Source organism: Coprobacter fastidiosus (genome assembly GCF_982245605.1).
The window spans coordinates 1-21,124 of sequence record NZ_CEVCIF010000022.1; the positions used below are offsets into that span (position 1 = coordinate 1).

General features: G+C 39.0%; 9 protein-coding genes. 6 read left to right on the forward strand and 3 right to left on the reverse strand.

The features are described 5' to 3' along the window. Positions 1-359: 359 nt before the first annotated feature. The 3 genes from AC0UMU_RS07260 to AC0UMU_RS07270 are packed head-to-tail and all read right to left on the reverse strand — an operon-like array spanning position 360 to position 6,113. Complete coding sequence (locus tag AC0UMU_RS07260; RefSeq protein ID WP_022600365.1) at positions 360-1,811, reverse strand: glycoside hydrolase family 125 protein; 1,452 nt, start codon at positions 1,809-1,811, stop codon at positions 360-362. Between the two features lie 19 nt (positions 1,812-1,830). Further along, entirely contained in the window at positions 1,831-4,080 is a 2,250-nt protein-coding gene (locus AC0UMU_RS07265; protein ID WP_278584919.1) for a GH92 family glycosyl hydrolase, read from the reverse strand. 32 nt (positions 4,081-4,112) lie between these two features. Then, positions 4,113-6,113, reverse strand: a complete 2,001-nt coding sequence (locus tag AC0UMU_RS07270; protein WP_009318624.1) for a glycoside hydrolase family 2 protein — start codon at positions 6,111-6,113, stop codon at positions 4,113-4,115. A gap of 197 nt (positions 6,114-6,310) precedes the next feature. Between AC0UMU_RS07270 and AC0UMU_RS07275 the strand changes: the two genes are divergently transcribed. From AC0UMU_RS07275 to AC0UMU_RS07300, 6 genes are all read left to right on the forward strand, one after another. Next, positions 6,311-10,306 carry a hybrid sensor histidine kinase/response regulator transcription factor gene (locus AC0UMU_RS07275; protein WP_288641200.1) on the forward strand — a complete coding sequence of 1,332 codons (3,996 nt, stop codon included), beginning with the start codon at positions 6,311-6,313 and terminating at the stop codon, positions 10,304-10,306. Between the two features lie 38 nt (positions 10,307-10,344). Beyond that, positions 10,345-11,382 carry a glycoside hydrolase family 43 protein gene (locus AC0UMU_RS07280; RefSeq protein WP_022390976.1) on the forward strand — a complete coding sequence of 346 codons (1,038 nt, stop codon included), beginning with the start codon at positions 10,345-10,347 and terminating at the stop codon, positions 11,380-11,382. 217 nt (positions 11,383-11,599) lie between these two features. After that, positions 11,600-13,624, forward strand: coding sequence for an FG-GAP repeat domain-containing protein (locus AC0UMU_RS07285; RefSeq protein WP_288641202.1), 2,025 nt, complete (start codon positions 11,600-11,602; stop codon positions 13,622-13,624). Between the two features lie 123 nt (positions 13,625-13,747). Then, positions 13,748-16,675: a DUF4982 domain-containing protein gene (locus tag AC0UMU_RS07290; RefSeq protein ID WP_288641204.1), complete on the forward strand. Its 2,928-nt coding sequence runs from the start codon at positions 13,748-13,750 to the stop codon at positions 16,673-16,675. A gap of 106 nt (positions 16,676-16,781) precedes the next feature. Further along, on the forward strand, positions 16,782-18,722 hold the full coding sequence (locus AC0UMU_RS07295; RefSeq protein WP_473979904.1) for a sialate O-acetylesterase: 1,941 nt from the start codon (positions 16,782-16,784) through the stop codon (positions 18,720-18,722). Positions 18,723-19,207: 485 nt separating this feature from the next. Then, entirely contained in the window at positions 19,208-21,040 is a 1,833-nt protein-coding gene (locus AC0UMU_RS07300; RefSeq protein WP_288641207.1) for a T9SS type A sorting domain-containing protein, read from the forward strand. The last annotated feature ends 84 nt before the right edge of the window (positions 21,041-21,124 follow it).

A 21,124-nucleotide genomic window follows, 5' to 3' on the forward strand; every position in this document is an offset into this window, starting at 1 on the left:
GGGAGATTCCGAAAAATAGAAGTCCCTTTCGCTGTCTAAGAAAACGTTCGTTTAAATAGACAACAAAAGGGACGGATTGATAATTTTTCTATGTCGCTTAATAATATCTATTTAATATGAAATCAGATTCTAAAAAGAGAGAGGATTTTTTTATTTGATTAAACGAACGTCTAATCAGACACATTTCCACCTCTCGTATCTAATTTTCATATCAGATATTATTACAACTAACACGTCACAAATATATTCTATTTTATCAGCTTTTTATTGTACATGTCGTTCAAAAAATAGAAAATTTCGTTCAATTTGACGGATAAATTAAAAGCGGACAAAAGATAAGTCCGCTTTTAATGAGAGTTTTAGCTGATTTCTGGAATACTGTTTAATAAATCAATCTTTCCGTCATCGATTAATTTGAGAATAAGTTCTCCGAATAGAGAATTTTGCCAAGCAAACCATGAACGGGTATAATCGGATGGATTATCTTTATGAAAAGATTCGTGCATAAATCCGGTATTTGCATCGGTCTTTAGCAATTGAATGATACATTCTTTTATTTCTTTATCGTCTCGGCTTGTAAAAGCTTTCATCATAATGCTCATAGGCCAGATCATATTATATCCGATATGCGGTCCTCCGATTCCTTCACCGGCTTTACCTTTGAAAAAATATGGATTATCTTCGCTCCATACAAACCTGCGTGTATTTTGGTAGATCGGGTCTTTTATATCGACATCTCCCAAATAAGCCATTGCCAACAAACTGGGGACATTCGCATCGTCCATAAGTAGCTGGTTACCGAAACCATCCACTTCGAAAGCGTATATTTTTCCGTATTTGGGATGTTTATGAACGGCATATTTCTTTAAAGCGTCACTAACCTCTTTTGCCAGATCTTTACATTGATCTGCCAGTTGTTTCTCTCCGTTTACTTTTTCAAGTATTTCTGCCGCTTTTTTTAATGAGGTTACCGCGAAAAAGTTAGAAGGCACGAGGAATAAGAATGTCGTTGCGTCATCTGAAGGACGAAAAGCCGAAGCGATCAGTCCGACCGGTTTTACCGGATGTCCGTATCCTCCGTTGAGCATCGTATCGGAAGCTCTTTCGGTTTTTCTCATGAATGAGTACGGACCGAGTCCGTTTTTCCGCTGTTGTTCTTTGAATGTTTGTAAAATAGAAGTAACGGCTTTAACCCATTTATCATCAAAAACAGATGTATCTCCTGTTACTTTCCAGTATTCGTATGCCAATCGTATCGGATAGCATAGAGAATCTATCTCCCATTTGCGTTCATGTAACTCCGGTTTCATTTTTGTATTGTCGCTCATCCAATACCCTCCTGTAGGCCCATCGTTAAAAGCATTGGCATAAGGATCGAAGAGAATACATTTAATTTGTCGTCGGATTACACCTTTCAGCATCTTTTGCAGCTTTTTGTCTTGTTGGGCGAATCGAAGATAAGGCCATACTTGAGCACCGGAGTCTCTCAACCACATGGCATGTATGTCGCCGGTATATACAAAGGTGTCGTCTTCTCCATCCTGAGTTCTGTAATGTATAGTCGTGTCGAGCGTATTTGGCAGGCAGTTAGAGAACATCCATGCCAGTTTTTTGTTTTTCAGCATTTTACTGACTCTGTCGATTTCGTTATCTACGGTTTGTGAAACGAACAATCGGGAATCCGGACGTTTAGATTGATATACCGTTGTGTTATCTTGTACGGCATACGCAGGGGATTCGGCTTGAACTTCAGATAAATAAAATGTCGACAAGAATAAGCTTAAACCCAATATTTTTTTTGTTTTTATCATAATGTTATTTTTAGAGTGTTTATAAATTCGATGGCTTATCGGTCATAACGAATCGTATTGTTTCGGCATTGATTAAATCAAAATAGTTGATGAATGGTCGGTTCAACTGTTTGTTGTCAATAAATATTTCACGAATATATTTATTCTTTTCCGAAAGATTTTCCGCTTTTATCGTTAATGTTTTATTTTTCCCGTTTACGTTCAAAGTTATCCGGGTTTCAGGGAACTGCGGCGCTCCTATCGCAAACTCATTGCTTCCGGGTGTTACAGGATAGAATCCCATAACTGAGAAAATATACCATGCCGACATTTGTCCGCAGTCATCATTCCCATTTACTCCGTCGGGGGTATTACGATAATTGATACGGGTATGTTTGCGTATTAATTCTTGTGTTTTCCAAGGCTGTCCGCAATAATTATATAAATAAATATAGTGATGTCCCGGTTCATTATCGTGACGGTAGTGGTCTTCATTGAAGTTTCGGTCGAGTTTCGCTACAAACGCATCTTTTCCGCCCATCATTTCGATCATTCCGGGAATATCTTGAAGAACACAAAACAGATAAGTCCATTTTGATCCTTCGGTAAATCCGTGTCGGTTATGATCATCCAGATCGATCCATTCTCCGTTATATTTGCGGGGGAGCATAAACCCTTTTTCTGTATTATAGATGTTTTTGTAGTTTTGAGACCATTGCATGAGGGATTTATAATCATCCATTTTACCCATTTCTTTTGCTACTTGTGCGATACACCAATCATCGTAAGCATATTCTAATGTACGAGATACCGATTCGGCTGTTTTATCGTCGGGTACATATCCGATTGTGTGATAAAAACTGGCACCTGCTCTTGCCTCGAAAGAGGTCCATCGGTCGCGGTCTCCATAGCGCCTTTGTGTATCGCAGTCTGGTGGAACCATAGCGTTTTTTCGCATAGCTTCATAAGCCAGATCGGTATCATAATTACGTATTCCTTTCATATATGCGTCTGCAATAAGGGCATCGGCATGTGTTCCTATCATAATGTTCGTATATGAAGGATTCGGCCACATTGGCATCCATCCGCCTTCTTTATACATTTGCAGAAGTCCGGTAATCCAATTGCCTGTCAATTCGGGTTCCAGCAATGTCATAAGCGGATGAAATGCACGAAATGTATCCCATAGCGAATAGTCATTGTAGGAAATTCCTTCGTGTACTTTGTCATCGAAAGCACTGTAATATTTACCATATTCCGAAAATTCACGAGGAAATAAGTAACAATGGTATAATGCAGTGTAGAAAATACTTTTATCATTATCTTCGATGCCGGAGACTTCTATCTTCGAAAGTTTATCGTTCCAAGCCTGTTTTGTCATTTGGCAAAGCCGATCGAAATCCCAGTCGGGTAACTCTTTCTCCATGTTGATACGGGCTTGTTCTAAACTGATAAACGATGTAGAAATTTGTGCTAAGACTTGTTCCTTATTAGCGGTGGCAAATTCTACGTATGCACCCATTCGAGTTCCGGTTTGTTCTGTTTTCCCTTTAAAAATCTCAGATTCGCTCCATGTTCCGAAATTTTGTATTTTTTTGTTGAAGCGAATGATAAAATAGCCTTTGAAATTCGGTAGTTCAGGACCGATTTGCGCAGCCTGCCGATCGGGATTATAGCCGACAATTTCGTTTTTATCAGGGTCGATTTTGATCCATCCTTTTATTTTTTGCAGTCGTGGTCCGTAATCATTGCACCAATCATTGAGTTTTGGATTCAGATTGATTCCTTGTATGATCAGACGGGCATTATTACTTTTAGGAAATGTAAAACGGAATAAAGCACAGCGACTTGCAGCGCTTATTTCGGCCTTGATATTCTTTTTATTTTCTGAAGGCAGGTTTATAGAATAGTAATAAGGTGTTGCTTTTTCCTGCTTATGGTCGAAAATTATCTGTCTATCTTCTGGCAATACTTTTATTTTTTCTCCTATTTGCGGCATCAAAGAGACGTAGCCGTAATCTCCCATCCATACGGTCGGTTGGTGGGATGCCAAAAATCCCATGATAGATTTATCATCATAAACGTAAGCCATGGTCCCCATTTTGTTTTCGCGGGTTTGCGGCATAAATTTAGTCATGGCGAAAGGTGTGCCGACAAATGGAGATGTTCCGCCTTCTCCTTTCAGTGCAGTTCCAATCATCGGATTGACATAATCAACTGCACTTTTCTTTCCTGAGCAAAAGAAAGAAACCGATAGCGAAAGCAGAATAAGGAAAGATGTCTTCTTCATGTTGTTGTGTTTGATTATTAATATTGAGAATTTCAGTTTTTCAAGATCCATTCACATTGGTCTGTTATGGTTTCTTTATCGAATGTCCCGGTTACGCGGATTTTATTTTTCCCGGGTTGTAATCGGATGTTTTTCCAGATAAAGATATTGTGATCTCCTCTATTTCCAGCATATTTCATCCCGTTTACGTATAGAGTGATATCTGAACAGTTCGAGTATATTTTTATATCGGTTTCCGGTTCTGTCCGTTCGATATGACGTTTGCTCGTAATATGTAGGACCGGTTTTTCCGACCAGTTTGCTTTATAAAAATAAAATGCATCTTTCGGAGTCTTTCGGTCGTATGTAACTAATCCTTTGTCATTCATACCATAAGTATCTCCTTCTTTCCGTCCGCCGCTGGCGAAGTCGAACATGTTCCAAACAAAAGAACCCCAAACGAAGTCTCTTTTATCGATTTCTTTATAATTCCCTTCATGAACGATCGCTTGCCATTCTTCGGGATGAAAATCCCCTTCACATTTCGGAGCTTTCTTCATTCGCTGTTGATGATGCTTGATGCTTGCTCCAGCTCCGTATTCACTGATGCAAACGCCTCTTTTTTCATCTTTTTTCCAATCGATCGATGGTCCCATTGTCTCAGGTTCTGCCCAATACCACCCCGGATAGGTATTGAATGCCATAATATCGGTAATTTTATTTTCGGGACGTCCTTCAATGTTAGCCGCTGCTACGGTAAGGCGGGTAGGATCTTCTTTGTGTGCGAGATCGTTCAGCTCTGCAACCAGTTTTTCCGGATTCCCTTTTGCCAATTCGTTGAAAAGACTCCAGCAGAATATCGAAGGGTGATTGAAGTTTTGGCGAATGAGTTCGGTCAATTGTTGTTTCAGATTTTCTTCAAATGCAGTCGATTCAGTTCCATTTCCTATAAAAGGTATTTCGGCCCAAACCAACAAACCTTCTTTATCACATAGAGAATAAAAGTAATCGGAGTGGGGATAATGTGCAAGTCTTACTCCGTTTGCTCCTATTTCTTTGATGAGTTGCATATCTTCTTGGTGATCTTTTTCACTGATTGCCCAGCCTTTTCCGGGTCGGTCTTGATGGCGGTTTACCCCTCTTATCTGGTAAGATTTCCCGTTCAGGAAAAATCCTTTTTGGGGATCGACCTTAAAATAACGTAGTCCTGTATACACCGATAAGGTATCAATGACTTTTTTCCCTTGTAGTAACTCACAGAAGAAACGATATTGGTTTGGAGCCGCTTTCCCGTTCCATAAAATAGGGTTGTCTAAATATATTCTTTGATCGATAGCTACCGTGTTTTCCGAAGCTCTGATTTCTTCGTTCTCTGAGGTTGTTACGAGTTTACCGGTCGGATCGAAAACAGACGTGCGGAGTCGCAGTTTTTTATTCCCGGATATATCCCCATCGATTTTTGTGGTAATATCTATGGTTGCTTTATGATCCTGTATTTCTGTCTGTTTTATATAAATCCCCGATGAGGCGTAATCAAGCGGTGTTATACATGTTTGAGGAAGAATGAGAAGAGATACGGGACGATATATGCCTCCGAATATAGTAAAATCTCCGGATAGAGGTGCTATATCGGGGTTGAGAATATTATTGGCCTTAACGATCAGCTCGTTGTCTTTCTTTTTAAGATATGGGGTGATTTCGAAGCAGAAGGCATTGAAAGCCCCTTTGTGATTACCGAGATATTGCCCGTTCAGGAATACATCTGCTTCTTGGCTGACCGCTTCGAATCTGAGGAATACACGTTTTTTTTTCGTGTTTTTAGGCAAATCGAAGTTATATCGATAGGTTCCTTTGCCTCGATAATAATCTGCCGTTGTCCCGTCTTGTGCATTCCAGCTATGTGGGACGGTTACATGTTCGACTTGAGATGAAATCTCGGTGTCGCCTTTAAAAAATTGCCACTCTCCCGATAGGGAAATCCGATCTCTGAGTTGAGCGGATGATTGAATAATTAAAAATGTAAATAAGAATAAAGATAACCTGTATTTAAGCATGATATTCAATATTTAAATTATATTACAAATATAGAGTGAATCGATAAGTGTTCTTGTAATAGGAGTGTCAATTTTTGAAAGATTTGTTTCATTTATACCGTAATGAGGCGTTTGAGATATTGTAATTTCGACCAGATTGTTATTTTTTGGAATATATGTTTGTTTTTTTATATATACATTTGCAAAAAGCAAAATTTATGAATACCATGAAGAGGTATCTTTTAGGAATAATTGGTTTGTTAAGTCTGATTACCTTGCAGGCTCAGGATTATTCGTTTAAATATTATTTTACCATCATAAACGGTCATGATGGCCTTTCACAGACCGATATTAAAGCTATATTACAAGATAGCGAAGGCTTTATGTGGTTTGGAACCCGGAATAAATTGAACCGATTCGATGGAAATTCCATTCAGGTATTTGATTGTTACGATTCTGTAGCTAACAAACGAAACAATAATATTTCGTCGCTTTATGAAGATAAAAATAAACATCTTTGGATAGGTACGGATAAGGGAATCTTTATTTTCAATCCGGTTTATGAGACTTTTACTTTTGTCAATGACTCGACAAAGAGCGGAATAAAAATGAAAGATTGGGTGTCGGATATAAGGGAAGATGCCGACGGAAATATCTGGATTGTTTTACCTAATCAAGGTTTATTCCGCTATGATAGTGACGGGTTGGTGCATTATCCTTTCGGAGATCCTAAACTTCCCGATCAAGGTAATCCTCAATGTCTCTGTGTAGATCGAAGCGGACGATTATGGGTAGGGACAAATGGTAAGGGTGTTTACCTTTATAATAGGGAGAATGACAAATTTACCCAATATCTGGGTGATAATTCCGGTGAAACCTTGTTCGGAGAGAATATTTACAAAATGTGTGATTACGGTGATGAGTTGGTAATCGGAATACATGAAGGAAAGTTGAGAAAACTGAATAAGCGAAAAAATACTTTGACAGACGTCAATGCTCCTGAAGTACATTATAAGATTATTCGTGATGTAGCTTGTTTTGACGATGAATTATGGGTGGGAACTCAGTCGGGCGTTTATGTTATTAACGAATTGAAAAACAAAATATCACATATCTATAATGATCCGATGTGCTCTTATTCATTATCTGATAATCAGATCGGACGAATTTATCGGGACAGAGAAAACGGTATATGGATCGGGACTAATTTGGGGGGAGTGAATTACTGTCCTCAAAGAGGAATAGAGTTTACAAGACATATACCTTTGAGTAGACCCTATACGATCAGTAGCAAACGAGTGAGAGAGCTTGTGGAAGATGAAGAAGGAAATATATGGGTCGGTACAGAAGATGCCGGCATCAATATTTATGATCCTCATACCGGTGTATTTAAGAAAATAGGAAGGGATGTAGGACCTAAATCGGTTTGTGAGAAGTCATTGGCTCTTTTGGCCGATAAAAATTATATATGGGCGGGATCTTTTAAGAATGGTCTTGATATGATCGATCGGAGAAATTTCTCAGTCCGTCATTATTCCGGAGAACAGTTGGGATTGAATGAAGCCAGTATATATGCTTTATGTGAAGACCGTAAAGGTAAAATCTGGATCGGTAATGCTTGGGGGGTATATGTCGGAGATAAAAAAACTATGACCTTTACCCGACTACCTCAATTCGGACTGAGCTATATATTCGACATAATAGAAGATTCTGACGGATATATTTGGGTAGCGACAATGGGAAATGGCGTTTATAAATATAATCCTGAGGATAGAAAAATCAAGCATTATATGCATCGTGAAGGAGATGATGTAAGTTTGAGTTCTAATTCTGTTAGCAATATTAAGGAGACTTCTTCCGGAGAAATTTGGTTTTCTACAGATCGGGGAGGGGTATGTCGATATAATAAGACAGAAGATAATTTTACGACATTTTCTGAAAAACAAGGATTGCCTGACGATACAGCGTATAAGATATTGGAAGATAAAAATCGTAATTTATGGTTCGGGACTAATAAAGGATTGGTAAAGTTTGATCCCGAAACAGGGCAGAGTGAAGTGTTTACTACCGATAACGGCTTGCCGGGAGACCAGTTTAATTATAAATCGGCATTTGTGAGTTCGTCGGGGATATTCTATTTTGGAAGTTCTGAAGGTTTGATTTCTTTTGATCCTTATCAGATGCAAAAAAATAGTTGTATACCTTCGGTTTTTATTACGAAGTTATTGATCGGGAATAAGGAGGTTACACCACGTTCAGAAAATTCACCTTTGCAAAAAAGCATCTTATATACCGACAAGATAACGTTGAATTATGATCAGGCGAGTATCGGTTTTGAGTTTGTGACATTGAGTTATGTGTCTCCGTCGGCTAATGTGTATGCCTATAAAATGGATAATATCGATGATGATTGGGTATATACACGTGATAATCATAATGTTTCTTATGCGAATATTCCTCCGGGAAAATACACTTTCCGGGTAAAAGGAGCTAATAATGACGGATTGTGGAATGAGAGCGGAGCTGTAGTGGAAATAACGGTTTTACCTCCTTGGTGGAAAAGCCCGTTGGCGTATGTTATCTATTGTATTTTGGCTGTGTTGATATTTTATTTATGGTTCCGTTGGTATAAGAGTAGGAGTGAAATAAAATCAGCAGAAAAACAGCAGTTGTTTGAAAGTGAAAAAGAGAAAGAACTATATAGTTCAAAAATCGATTTTTTTACACATATTGCTCACGAGATACGTACACCGGTAACTTTGATTAACGGACCGTTGGAATCGATGTTGGAAATGAATATTACCGATCCCGAAATAAAAAAGAATCTTCAGATAATGAGCCGGAATACTTCGGAACTGTTGGCGTTGATCAATCAGTTACTGGATTTTAGAAAAATGGACGGTAATCAAATGCAGATGAATTTTGTATCTCTGAATGTCGTGGATATATTGAAAGATGAGTATCAACGCTTTGAAGCAATGGCTTTATCGGAAAATCGGCATATGGAACTTATTTTACCGGAATTCGATATTTATGTTTTGGCAGACCGTAGTTCTCTTATAAAGATTTTGAATAATTTATTTTCGAATGCAATCCGGTATTCGGATGATAAGATTATAATAAAAGTTGAACCGGGAGAACCTGATTTTAAAATTGTTTTTTTGAATGACGGACAATTAGTACCTGCTGAGTTGAGAGAAAAGATTTTCGATCCGTTTTATCAAATGAAAAAGGATGCGAATGCTCTTTCGAGTTCGGGTATCGGTTTATCGTTAGCCAGATCTTTGAGTGAGCTTCATCATGGCTCTCTTATTCTTGAAGAACGGGATGGGATGAATTGTTTTGTACTGAGACTTCCTGTGGCGCAAAATGTAGAAAAGAGTGATACATTATCTTTGAATGAAGACTTTTTGCCGGAAGATAGTGTCATAGATGATGAAAAGCAAAACACAGAAGTAGTTCTCATCGTGGAAGATAACGTAGAATTGCTTCATTTTATGGTGGATAAATTGAAGCAACAATTTATCGTAGAACAGGCTCAGAATGGTGTCGAGGCTTTAAAAATATTAGAAGAGAAAAATATTGATCTTGTTGTTTCCGATATAATAATGCCTGAAATGGACGGATTTGAACTTTGTCGGAATATTAAATCTAATATCGAGTTCTGTCATATTCCTGTCGTTTTGCTCACGGCTAAAAATGATTTGGATAGTAAGATCGAAGGGTTGAAGATGGGTGCTGATGTATATATAGAGAAGCCTTTTTCTTTCCAGTATTTATTGGCTCAGTTGACGTCTTTGTTCGATAATAGGAAGAGGGAGAAAGAAGCATTTATGAGAAAACCTTTCTTGCCGGTTACTTCTATGGGAATGAGTAAAGCCGATGAGGAGCTGATGAATAAGTTGATCGGTATTATAGAAGATAATATAACAGATCCGAATTTTGGGGTAGAGCGATTATCCGAAATAGTTTTTATGAGTCGTTCGAGTCTTCATCGTAAAATTAAAGTTATTGCCGGAACTTCTCCGGCCGATTTTATCCGGTTGATCCGTCTTAAAAAAGCAACGGAACTGATCATTGATGGACGCCATAGAATAGGTGAAATATGTTTCCTTGTCGGAATTAATTCTCCGTCGTATTTTATAAAATTATTTCAAAAACAGTTCGGTATGACACCAAAAGAGTTTGAAAAACAGCAGCGGCAATCTTCTTAGCCGTAGCGTAATTATTAGACACATGTAATCTTAAAAATATGAAAAATTTTTGTTTGTTATTAGCATGCCTATGTGTATGCTCGGTTTTCTCGTGCTATGCTCAAAGTATTATGCCGGGAAAAGAGTGGAAAGATACGGATGGAAATCCGATAAATGCGCATGGTGGAGGTGTCTTGTATCATGACGGGACATATTATTGGTATGGGGAGTATAAGGGTGAGCATACATATCGCTCTCCCGGTGTTGATTGGGATTGTTACAGGACCGAAGCTGGCGGTGTCTCATGTTATTCTTCGAAAGATTTATATAATTGGAAATTCGAAGGCATTGTATTGGAACCGGATACACTTAATCCTCATTCCGACATCCATCCATCCATGGTTATAGAACGTCCGAAAGTCATATATAATGATGAAACCGGAAAATTCGTTATGTGGATGCATATAGACAGTTATAATTATTGGAAGGCAGCGGCTGGTGTTGCTGTTAGTGATTCTCCTACCGGAAAATTTACATATTTAAGATCTATGCATCCTAATGGACAGATCAGTAGGGATATGACCTTATTTAAAGATGATGATGGGAAGGCATATCATATTTATTCGTCAGAAGGAAATGCAACTCTTTATATTAGTTTGTTGACTGATGATTACTTAGATCATTCAGGGACTTATACGAGAAATTTCCCGAATAAGTTTAGAGAAGCTCCGGCCATATTTAAGAGAAATGGTAAATACTATATGGTTACTTCTGGTTGTACAGGATGGGATCCTAACGAGGCGGAGTATGCTGTGGCTGAATCGATATTAGGGCCGTGGAAAGCTGTCGAAAATCCTTGTCGGGGGAAAGATGCCGATAAAACTTTTTACGGACAAAGCACTTTCATTTTGCCGGTAAACGGAAAGAAAGATGGCTATATAATGATGTTTGACAAGTGGAATAAAACAAATTTGATCGATTCGAGATATATTTGGTTACCAATCGTTTTTGAAGGTGAAAATCTCACGATTCCATGGATGGAGACTTGGAATTTAGACAATATTGGTTGCCGTTTTGTCGGTGAAAACCGAAAGTAGGATTTAATCTTCTATATATTGGATTGGGAGTCTGTCTAAAATTTCCGATAAGAAAATTTAGACAGACTTTAAGCACTTAAAAATAGTTGTAGGGGTAAAGTATAGCTTTATTAATTCGAGATTTCTATTTATTGAACGATTTGTGCTATAAAAAAAGATAATGAATAAGTATCTTTATCGTGATAATTTTATTCTATGTCAATAATAAACTAACATCATGAAAAATAGGTTGATAAAGGAAATTTTGCTATGGGGCGGAATTTTTTGTAGCCATATGCTGTTACAAGCTCAGGTTGCGGGAGATGTTGCGAATGTGAAATTTGAAGAAGTGGAGAATCCTGTCCCTAAACAGGCTGCTGTAGGCGGCAATAAAGGAACGAATCCTGCCGGTTGTTTTTATCATGCAACATATACCGGAAGTGCATGGGGAGATTATAATAATGACGGGTATTTAGATCTTTTTTATAGTGACAAGAACGAGCATATCCATGCATCGAAAATCCAGTCTAATTTTTATAAGAACAACGGGGACGGTACATTTACCCGACTTGAGTCTCCTTTTGAGGGTACGGCATTTTCTTGTCCGGTATGGTTTGATATGAATAATGACGGTTTGTTGGATCTTCTTCTTCCGGGTTTGAATGATTGGAATTATGCCTGGTTGGATGGGGATACTCAATTTGATCAAATAAAGACTCATTTGTATATCAATCGGGGAATAGCTTCTGACGGGACAGTTACTTTTGAGGAAATTCCTGAATCGGAGACGGGGATATTACCGATATATAATGGTAAAACCGGAGGTAAGGGGCATAATTGGGTTTCAGTCGGCGACTATAATAATGACGGGTATGTCGATATTATTATGACCGGTTTCGATGATTGTGCACGTCCTGATTCGGAACATCCTGAGGATGCCGTAAGGGTTGTTTATTTGTATAAAAATATAAATGGAGAGCGTTTTGAGTTACAATCATCTCCGTTGAAAGGCGGAGGTGCGTTTCATGGAGAGACAGACGGTAGTGTTTGTTTTTCTGATTTGGACGGTGACGGATGGTTGGATATTATGTCTTCAGGATACGGTCTTTCTCGAAATTCGGAATTGCATATTTATTGGAACAATGGAAACGGAACATTTACAGAAAGTGACCAGACCTTCTTGGGGGTAAATGATTCTTCATGCGGAATTTGCGATTTGAATAACGACGGTTTGCCCGATCTTGTAGTTCCTGGATATTATTTTAATACTAAAACCAAGCAGTTTTATTTTTATAAAAATCTCGGTGATCGAAAATTTGAAAAAGTCGATGTGGCAATTTTGGAAGGGATCGATGGCGGACAATTATCTTTCGGGGATGTAAATCAGGATGGTCTGACCGATATTTTGGTCGGAGGACATGGTGCGGAGCATGAACACACGACTTGGTTGTATATCAATCAAGGAGACTTTGATTTTGCTGTATATGGAGCACATTACGATGATCCGTTCGGTAAAAAAGGACATTTCAGCCGGATAACACATGGAAGTCACCATCTGATCGACTATGATAACGACGGATTTTTAGATGCTTGGTTGATGGGTTGGTCTAATGGAGAGTGTTCGAATGGTTGTGAAGCGAAGTTGTGGAAAAATATAGCTTCGACAAAAGGTGTAAAATCCAATGAAGCTCCTGCTGTTCCTGCAAATCTTGTTGCCTCTTTTGATAAAAGTACGGATGTAGCTACGTTTACATGGAGTGCACCGACAGATGATGTGACTCCGTCTGCAGCATTACGATATAATTTTTATCTTCGTGAAAAGGGTTCTGATAAAATATTTATGACTGTCCCGGCAGATCTTCAGACCGGATTTGTGCGGGTGGGAAAAATATCGGGCGAGCTTATCCGATGCTCTTATCAGATGAATATTAAAGCTGCGGGAGAATATGAGTGGGGAGTACAGGCTATCGATAACGGAAATAAAGGCGGAATGTTTGCATTATCTACATTAAAAGTAGAGGAGGTGAGCGGGATAGATGCCATTTCTGAAAATGACGATATTCGAATATGGAATTCCGGTTCATCATTATATTATGCGATTAAGGATGCCGGAGAATTAACTCTTTTCAATGCTAATGGCGGAATCGTTTCTCAAAAACGAGTTTTTCAATCCGGTAATTTTGAGTTACCTGGAAAGGGTATCTATATCGTTATGATCAGAACTGCCTCTTCTGTAAAAAGACAGAAAATCAGTTTTACCTAAAGTAAGTTTATTATTTTGTGTATTTCCTTTTATAAATAGAAGGAAATACTCTTGATGCGATTATTTCTTATGCGATAATCGTTGGGGAATATAATAATACCAAAACAATAATCATTTTATCAAATGAGAAAAATTTGTCAGATATTTTTTATGCTTTTATTTGTTTCGTTTATCGGACAAATGAGAGCCCAACAAACCGTGAATATAGGAGAGACGCCTTGGAAATTCTCTAAAGTGATTCGGCAGGAAAGTAATCTTGTGTCAGGTCTTACTGTCCTTTCTGGAACTGATGTAGTTTCTGGAATAAACGATGGAAAATTCGATACCGGAGCAGGAAAACCTCTTGTCGGGAAAAATTATTTTGTGGATTTATTAGAAAAGAAACCGATTGAAAGAATAAAATTAGTATTCAATGGCGACTCGGTACGCTATGTCGCTTGTCTGGTAGAAGTAAGCGATGATAATAATAATTGGCGGATATTGTCTGACGGACTTTCTGCACAAGAATGCGAATTGCATAAAGAAAATATTTTTACAGAGGCGATCAATAATACGATAGGTAATGTTGCCGTAGTTACGAGAACTTTATTTTCTGTTCCGGTTTCCGGCTCTTACCGTTATGTGCGTTTTACCGTTACAAAATGTCTTTCTTCTGATCAAAAAGATTTGTCTGCCGAAATAGGAGAGCTTTTGGTTCATCCGGTCAGTCGCAATATTTGGTCGGAAAATGAGTTGACCGGTATTGCCTTTGACGATAGCGAATGGGAAACTGTAGGCTTGCCTCACTGTTTCAATGAACGTGACACCTATCTGAATGCAACTACCGGAGAACGTTGTTGGCGGGGAGAAGCATGGTATAGAAAGAAAATATTTTTTAAAGAAAAAGATAGAGACAAAAAAATATTTCTTGAATTTAAAAGTGTGAATATCGGTGCAATCGTTTATGTCAACGGTCACGCTATTCGAGGAGACTTCAAGGCTAAACAACCCGGACCGGTCACTCATGTGGGAAGTTTTATGCCTTTTGTCGTGGATATTACAGATTATATAAAATGGAACGAAGAAAATCAGATTGCCGTCAGAGTCTCTAATTCTAAAGGTACGTTTTTTGCATGGCCGGGATTTGGTGAAAATGAAGGCTTCGGTCAAGCAATGGGTGGAATAGCCGCATCGGTTTATTTGCATAAAAAGAATAAGGTGCATATCCCGTATAACAGCTATACTCCGTTAAAAAAATGGGGCACTTATTTCGGTACTGTATCGGCAAACCCTCAGAAAGCTGTCATGCGTTTTCAGACTAATGTAGAAAATGCTACGGATGAAGAACAGTCTGTTGAGTTGCGTACTAAACTTATAGATAAGAAAGGTCGTACGGTTTTGTCTTTTTCGGATGTCGAGGAAATTGCTCCGGGGCAAACTCGCTTATTTGACCGTACCGGTTCTGTAGAAAACCCTCATTTGTGGTATCCTGTGGGATGTTCGGGCGAGCCGTATCTATATACGGTTTCCAATCAGGTATATGTAAACGGGAAGTTGACCGATACCAAAAACGAGCGGTGTGGAATACGGGAGATTACTTGGGATGAAGATTATTGTTATGTTAACGGAGAGAAATGTATATTGCGGGGATTCGGGAATAGAAATACTTATCCGGGTTTGGGTTCTGCCGTACCGGTATCTTTGCAGTGGCAGGATATAGCCTATATTGCTAAATGTGGAGGAAATGCCTACCGTGTAGGGCATCAGCCTCCCTTTGCCGAGATATTCGAGGCGTGCGATGTTTACGGAGTTCTCGTAATTTTAAATACAGGAGATAATGAGTGGGCGTTGAGAGATGAACCGTCTCTTTCTTACAAGTGGGAATGTGACCGGGATGTGATGATTGCTTATCGGAGTCATCCTTCGGTTGCCGTTTGGGAATCGAACAACGGCTTGCCTTATGAAGGAGAGAAGTACTACCCTTCTTATACTCTTGAACAGGTGAGAAGATGGGATTATATCCAACCTCGTATCGTGTCTAATCGTGATGGATTTCCTCCGAAATGGAATAAGGAAGATCCCATTTTGATCGGATATACTAATCGTTATGAAAAAATGAAAGGTTATCCTTCGTACAATTCTGAAGTTTATGGAACCAATTGGAGCGGAAACCCGAGCTGGTGTATTGCCCGCTTTGATTATGATAACGAGAAAAGATTTTCGCAGTATTATGTCGAAAATTATCTTCAGGATTTGGATAATAAGGCTTGTGGTTGGATCGATTGGATGCTGGCCGAGACGTATGGCGAAGGTTATACGATATATTTGAACGGGAAACGCAATCAAAAAAGTTTAGGTTCATGTGCAATGGACGGTAATCGTTTTCCGAAGTTGAAATATCGTATTTATCAGAATGCGCTTTGGATACCCTATTCCCAAAAACCGGGAGTCGCTTTGCAGAGCCATTGGAATTATTCCGGTATTCAAGATGTCGATGCATGGAGTAACTGTCCGTATGTAGAGTTGTTTATTAACGACAAATCTTATGGAATCGTTGAGCCGGATTCCCGAACACGCAGGTGTACGTGGAAAGACATTCAGTGGGTTCCCGGAGTTGTCAAAGCTGTCGGATTGGATGCCGATAAGAAACCTGTATGTTCTGAAAAAATAGAATCGTCAGGTGAGCCCTATGCAATAGAGGTAACGATAGAGAAACCGATGCCTAAACCGGACGGTGAACAGTTTGTTCTGCGTGCAAATGCTTCCGATGCGTTTATCGTAACGGCCAAGATTGTCGATAAAGAGGGACGGTGGTGTCCGAGAGCCGATAATCTGCTCAATTTCGAAGTTGAGGGAGAAGGCGTTTATAAAGGATCTTATAATTTCTATGTAACAGAAAATAAGGAACTTTCTTATCATGCACCCGGTGACACCGAATTGCAGGCGGAAGGCGGATTGATGAGAGTTGCCGTGCGTACGACTTTCGATCCGGGAAAAATAAAGGTGAAAGTTAAATCGGAAGGTTTGGTTGCTGGAGAGGCTTCTGTCCGTTCAAGAAAAGTAAAATTGTAATAGCCTGTCTAAAATTTAAAAATAATTTTGTTTTAACAATATATAATCGCCTTGCAGAAAGAATTTGATTTTTTTCTGCAGGGTAGTTATATGATAATGGAATTGTATGAATAAGTATTTGTTTTTATTGTTCTTTTTGTGTGTATCTGTGTCGATGCAAGCAAAAATTTCTTTGCCTGCTTATTTTACAGACAATATGATAGTTCAGCAAAAGAGTATGCTTACTATTTCCGGTGTATCTGCAGCCGGAAAAGAGGTTGTCGTGAAAGTCGGATGGAATTCTAAAGATTTTCGGGTTACATCCGGTACGGATGGAAAATTCGAAGTTCAAGTTCCGACACCTAAAGCCGGAGGTCCGTATACGATTACGATCGATGACGGAGAACCTCTTTTCTTGCAAAACGTATTGGTCGGTGAGGTCTGGCTCTGTTCCAGACAGTCGAATATGGAAATGCCGGTTGCCGGTTGGGGGAAAGTGATGAATTATGAAAAAGAGATTGCAGAGGCGATTTATCCTTCTATCCGTTTGTTACAGGTTAAAAAGGTAATCTCTCATGTCCCTTCTGAAAAATTAGAGATAAATGGTGATGGTTGGAAAGAATGTTCGCCTTCAAGTGTGGAGAATTTTTCAGCGGTCGCTTATTTTTATGCTCGTAATCTATGGGAAAAATTGAAAGTTCCTGTCGGAGTTATTGATTGTACATGGGGCGGTACTCCTGCCGAAGCGTGGACGAGTCTTTCAGCGTTGAAGCATGTATGGGGTTTTGAAGAGGATGCTGCCCGTATAGAACAATGTCGTGCCGACAGAGAATTGTTGATGGCGAAATATCAGGATGATATGACCGATTGGGAAAAACGTTTGAATGACTGTGACCCGGGAATGAAAAATAATGTTCCTTGCTGGACTTCCGATGAACAATCGGGTGACGACTGGAAACAGATGAATTTACCCGGAGCTTGGGAACATAACGGACTTCCTGATTTTGACGGTTCGGTATGGTTTCAGAAAGTTGTAGATATACCTTCTGAATGGGAAGGAAAGACTTTGACGTTGAATTTGGGAAAGATAGACGATAAAGATATTACCTATTTTAATGGTAAAGAAATTGCCAGAGGAGACGGTTATTATGTAAAACGTACTTACTCAGTCCCGGCAGAATTAGTAAAATCGGGAAAGGGCATTATTACGGTGAAGGTTCAAGATCAGAGTGGTACCGGTGGAATTTGCGGCTCTCCGGAAGAATTGTCGATAGATGCGGGTAATGATAAAATATCGCTGGCAGGAATGTGGAATTATCGTGTTGGAGTACCGTTGTCTCAACAGCCTCAAGTTCCCTTTTCTCCGGATAGTCAGAATTATCCTTCTGTGCTTTATAATGCAATGGTGTATCCTCTTCGGAATTTTCCTATAAAAGGAGCTATTTGGTATCAGGGCGAGGCAAATGTAGAAAGAGCAGTTCAGTATACCCCGTTATTTCAATCGATGATTACCGATTGGCGTAATTTGTGGAAGAATGATTTCCCGTTTTATTTTGTGCAATTAGCAAATTTTTTGAACATGCAGGAGGTACAACCGAATTCTACATGGGCGCACCTTCGGGAAGCCCAGGCGAATGCTCTGCATCTTGAAAAAACGGGAATGGTCGTTACGATCGATATAGGTGAAGCGTATGATATTCATCCTAAAAACAAGCAAGAAGTAGGGGCGCGTTTAGCACGTTTAGCACTTGCCGATACATATGGAAAGGGGAAATATGATATCCCGATGTACAAGAGTTTTAAGATCGAGAAAGGAGCTGTTATTTTATCATTTAATCAAGATATAATAATAAAAGGAGAAACTCCTACCGGTTTTGCAATGGCCGGACCCGATATGAAATTTTACCCTGCTCATGCTATAGTGAAAGGGGATATAATTACGGTTACTTCTCCGGATGTGACAGTGCCTATTGCAGTGCGTTATGGGTGGGCCGATAATCCTCCGTGTAATTTGTACGGGGAAAACGGATTACCTCTTACCCCTTTCCGAACGGATTCATTTGAGTAATTTTTTTATTTTCTGCATTTTATTCTTTGATTAAAGAGGGTAAAATGCAGAAAATTGCTATTTATTGAACGCTTTGTGTTATATAAAAAAGATTCGAGTTATTAAATTTGCTATTGATAATTTTTCTATAACATAAAAAACTAACATCATGAAAAAAACTTTACTCGCAAATTTTTTCGGGTGGCGTTATCTTCAATCAAAAGAACAACCTGTCCTTTTGCCCGAAGATGTGTCGTGCAGAACGATCGATCCTATCCCTAAATGAAAATCTGTATTAAATAAGTGTGCATTTTTGCCCGTAGTCGATGTTTTGACTTACTATAGTCATATATGGGGTTGGAATGTCCATTGACACAAAATGTCCGTTAGGGAATATTCTTTTCTTTTTGTACTTATAAAGGTATCAAGGGTGTGATGTTTTTATAAGAATAAAGTATTGTATGCTAAATTTTAATCGAATTAAATCAATAATCAATTTTCTTATCATGAAAAAAAGTACATTTTTTACAGGGTTGTTGACCCTGATGTTTTCTACTTCAGCGATAGCGCAAGATCTGACTATCGAAGCTGCGGATTTTATTATCGAAGAGAGCGGTACGCTGGATAAACTCACGGGATGTATTCAAAGTACAAGTGAGTCTACTCGCATTTGTTTAGGTGAAGTCGATTTTGGGGAGAACGGAGATAAGTATGCTGCTGCCGGAATTGTTTTTGCTAATGGTTGGAGTACAGATGGCTGGGCGGTTTTACATGCCGGTCAGGATTATGAATCTTCGAAGCCTTTTACTCAAATGACTATAGATGAAACCAATGGTTATCAAATTTACTATACGTTTGCCGATTCGATGGCCTATCTTAAAGGACCGAATCATGATGGGGTATTCGAAGGTATTGCTATACCGGGTACGCAGTATGTCAAGCCGATAGGGAAACAGAAAGTATGGCTTACTTTTGTTGCCGGTAACGGGAATATCCGTTCTGTAAAATTCTTTGAAAATCAGTTGTCTCCGGAGGATTTTGTTCAGGAAGGGGATGGTCGTCCCGGTTGGTGGGGCGCTCCGGTTTTGCGTTTTCCGTCAGAAAGATCGGGATATAGCGATATATCGGTAAAGAAATTATCGACAGAATCAACTCCTGCAGTTCCTATGGGAGAAGACTCGGAATTTAAAGATGTCCGGATTAATGAAGAAAGCGGTGCTTGGGGTTGGCTTAAGGCCGGTTTTATTGCCGATTATGGAGATGTTGATTTCGGTAACGGTTATGACCAGGTAATTGTTTATGTAAAAAAAGATGCAGATCCCAGTGTATCGAGATTTCTTGAAGTTTATATCGATGAAGTAAAAGAAGAAAACATGATTGCTTCAATTTGGGCAGATTTGCACATGAAAGAATTCTATCCGATAGCTAAAAGTTTCAAGCCGATTACCGGAACGCATAAAGTATTGGTAAAATGGGCCGGTGAAGGACCGGATTTGTTGGCTGTGGAATTCAGTAAAGGTGCTAATTGGGATGAAGGACTGATTTGCGGTGTTCAGATTGTAGATCAATTGCCGTCGGAAAATGCGTTCCGTGTTAAATTTGAAGGCTGTGTGGAAGGTTCGGCCGAGCCTTGGGCATATGATGTTCTTGCCAATGGTCGTTATGAAAGTGCCGGTAATATCGGTTATACTAAAAACGGTACGGTTCTTTATTTGTATGATCCGAACTCTGATGATGCTTTAATAGACTTTGGTAATGGCGAATATAAAAGTATAGTAGTAGATCATGCTTGCGATAAAACTTGGTTGGGAGAACTGGAAGATGCAAGTTTCGATTTTTATGTTGATCTTGATCCGAGTATGCAATATACTAAAGATGATTGGGCTACTAATTTAGCATCTATTTTGGAAGGTCATGAACCGATTGCTCGTGTGAGAATCCAAGGCACTACTGCTTGGGGTATAAGAAAACATACTGCCGGAGCGATAACCGGAGATCTTAGCGGGAAACATGATCTTTATATTGTATATAACATTAAAAATGATGCTTCAGCGGGCGCTAATGTGTTCAATATCTATTTCGACAAAGAGGATATTACGGGAGTACAAAATATCTCTGCTGATGTAAAGGGTGTTGAAGTATATGCTTCGAATGGAAAGATTATGGTGAATACCGTAAATCCGGTGAAAGTAACGGTCTATACGTTAAGCGGAGCGGCTATGTACGAAACCGTAGCATCTTCGGGAACGAATACCTACGATGCGGCTTCAGGGTTCTATATCGTGAAAATAACGGATGAAAACGGAAATCTTGCAACTTATAAAGTTCTTGTAAAATAGGGTTTATAGGGATTTATTCGGTTTTGGAACTGTTTAATTGTTAATTGTTAGACAGTTCTAAAACTATTAATAGGCAAGTATAAA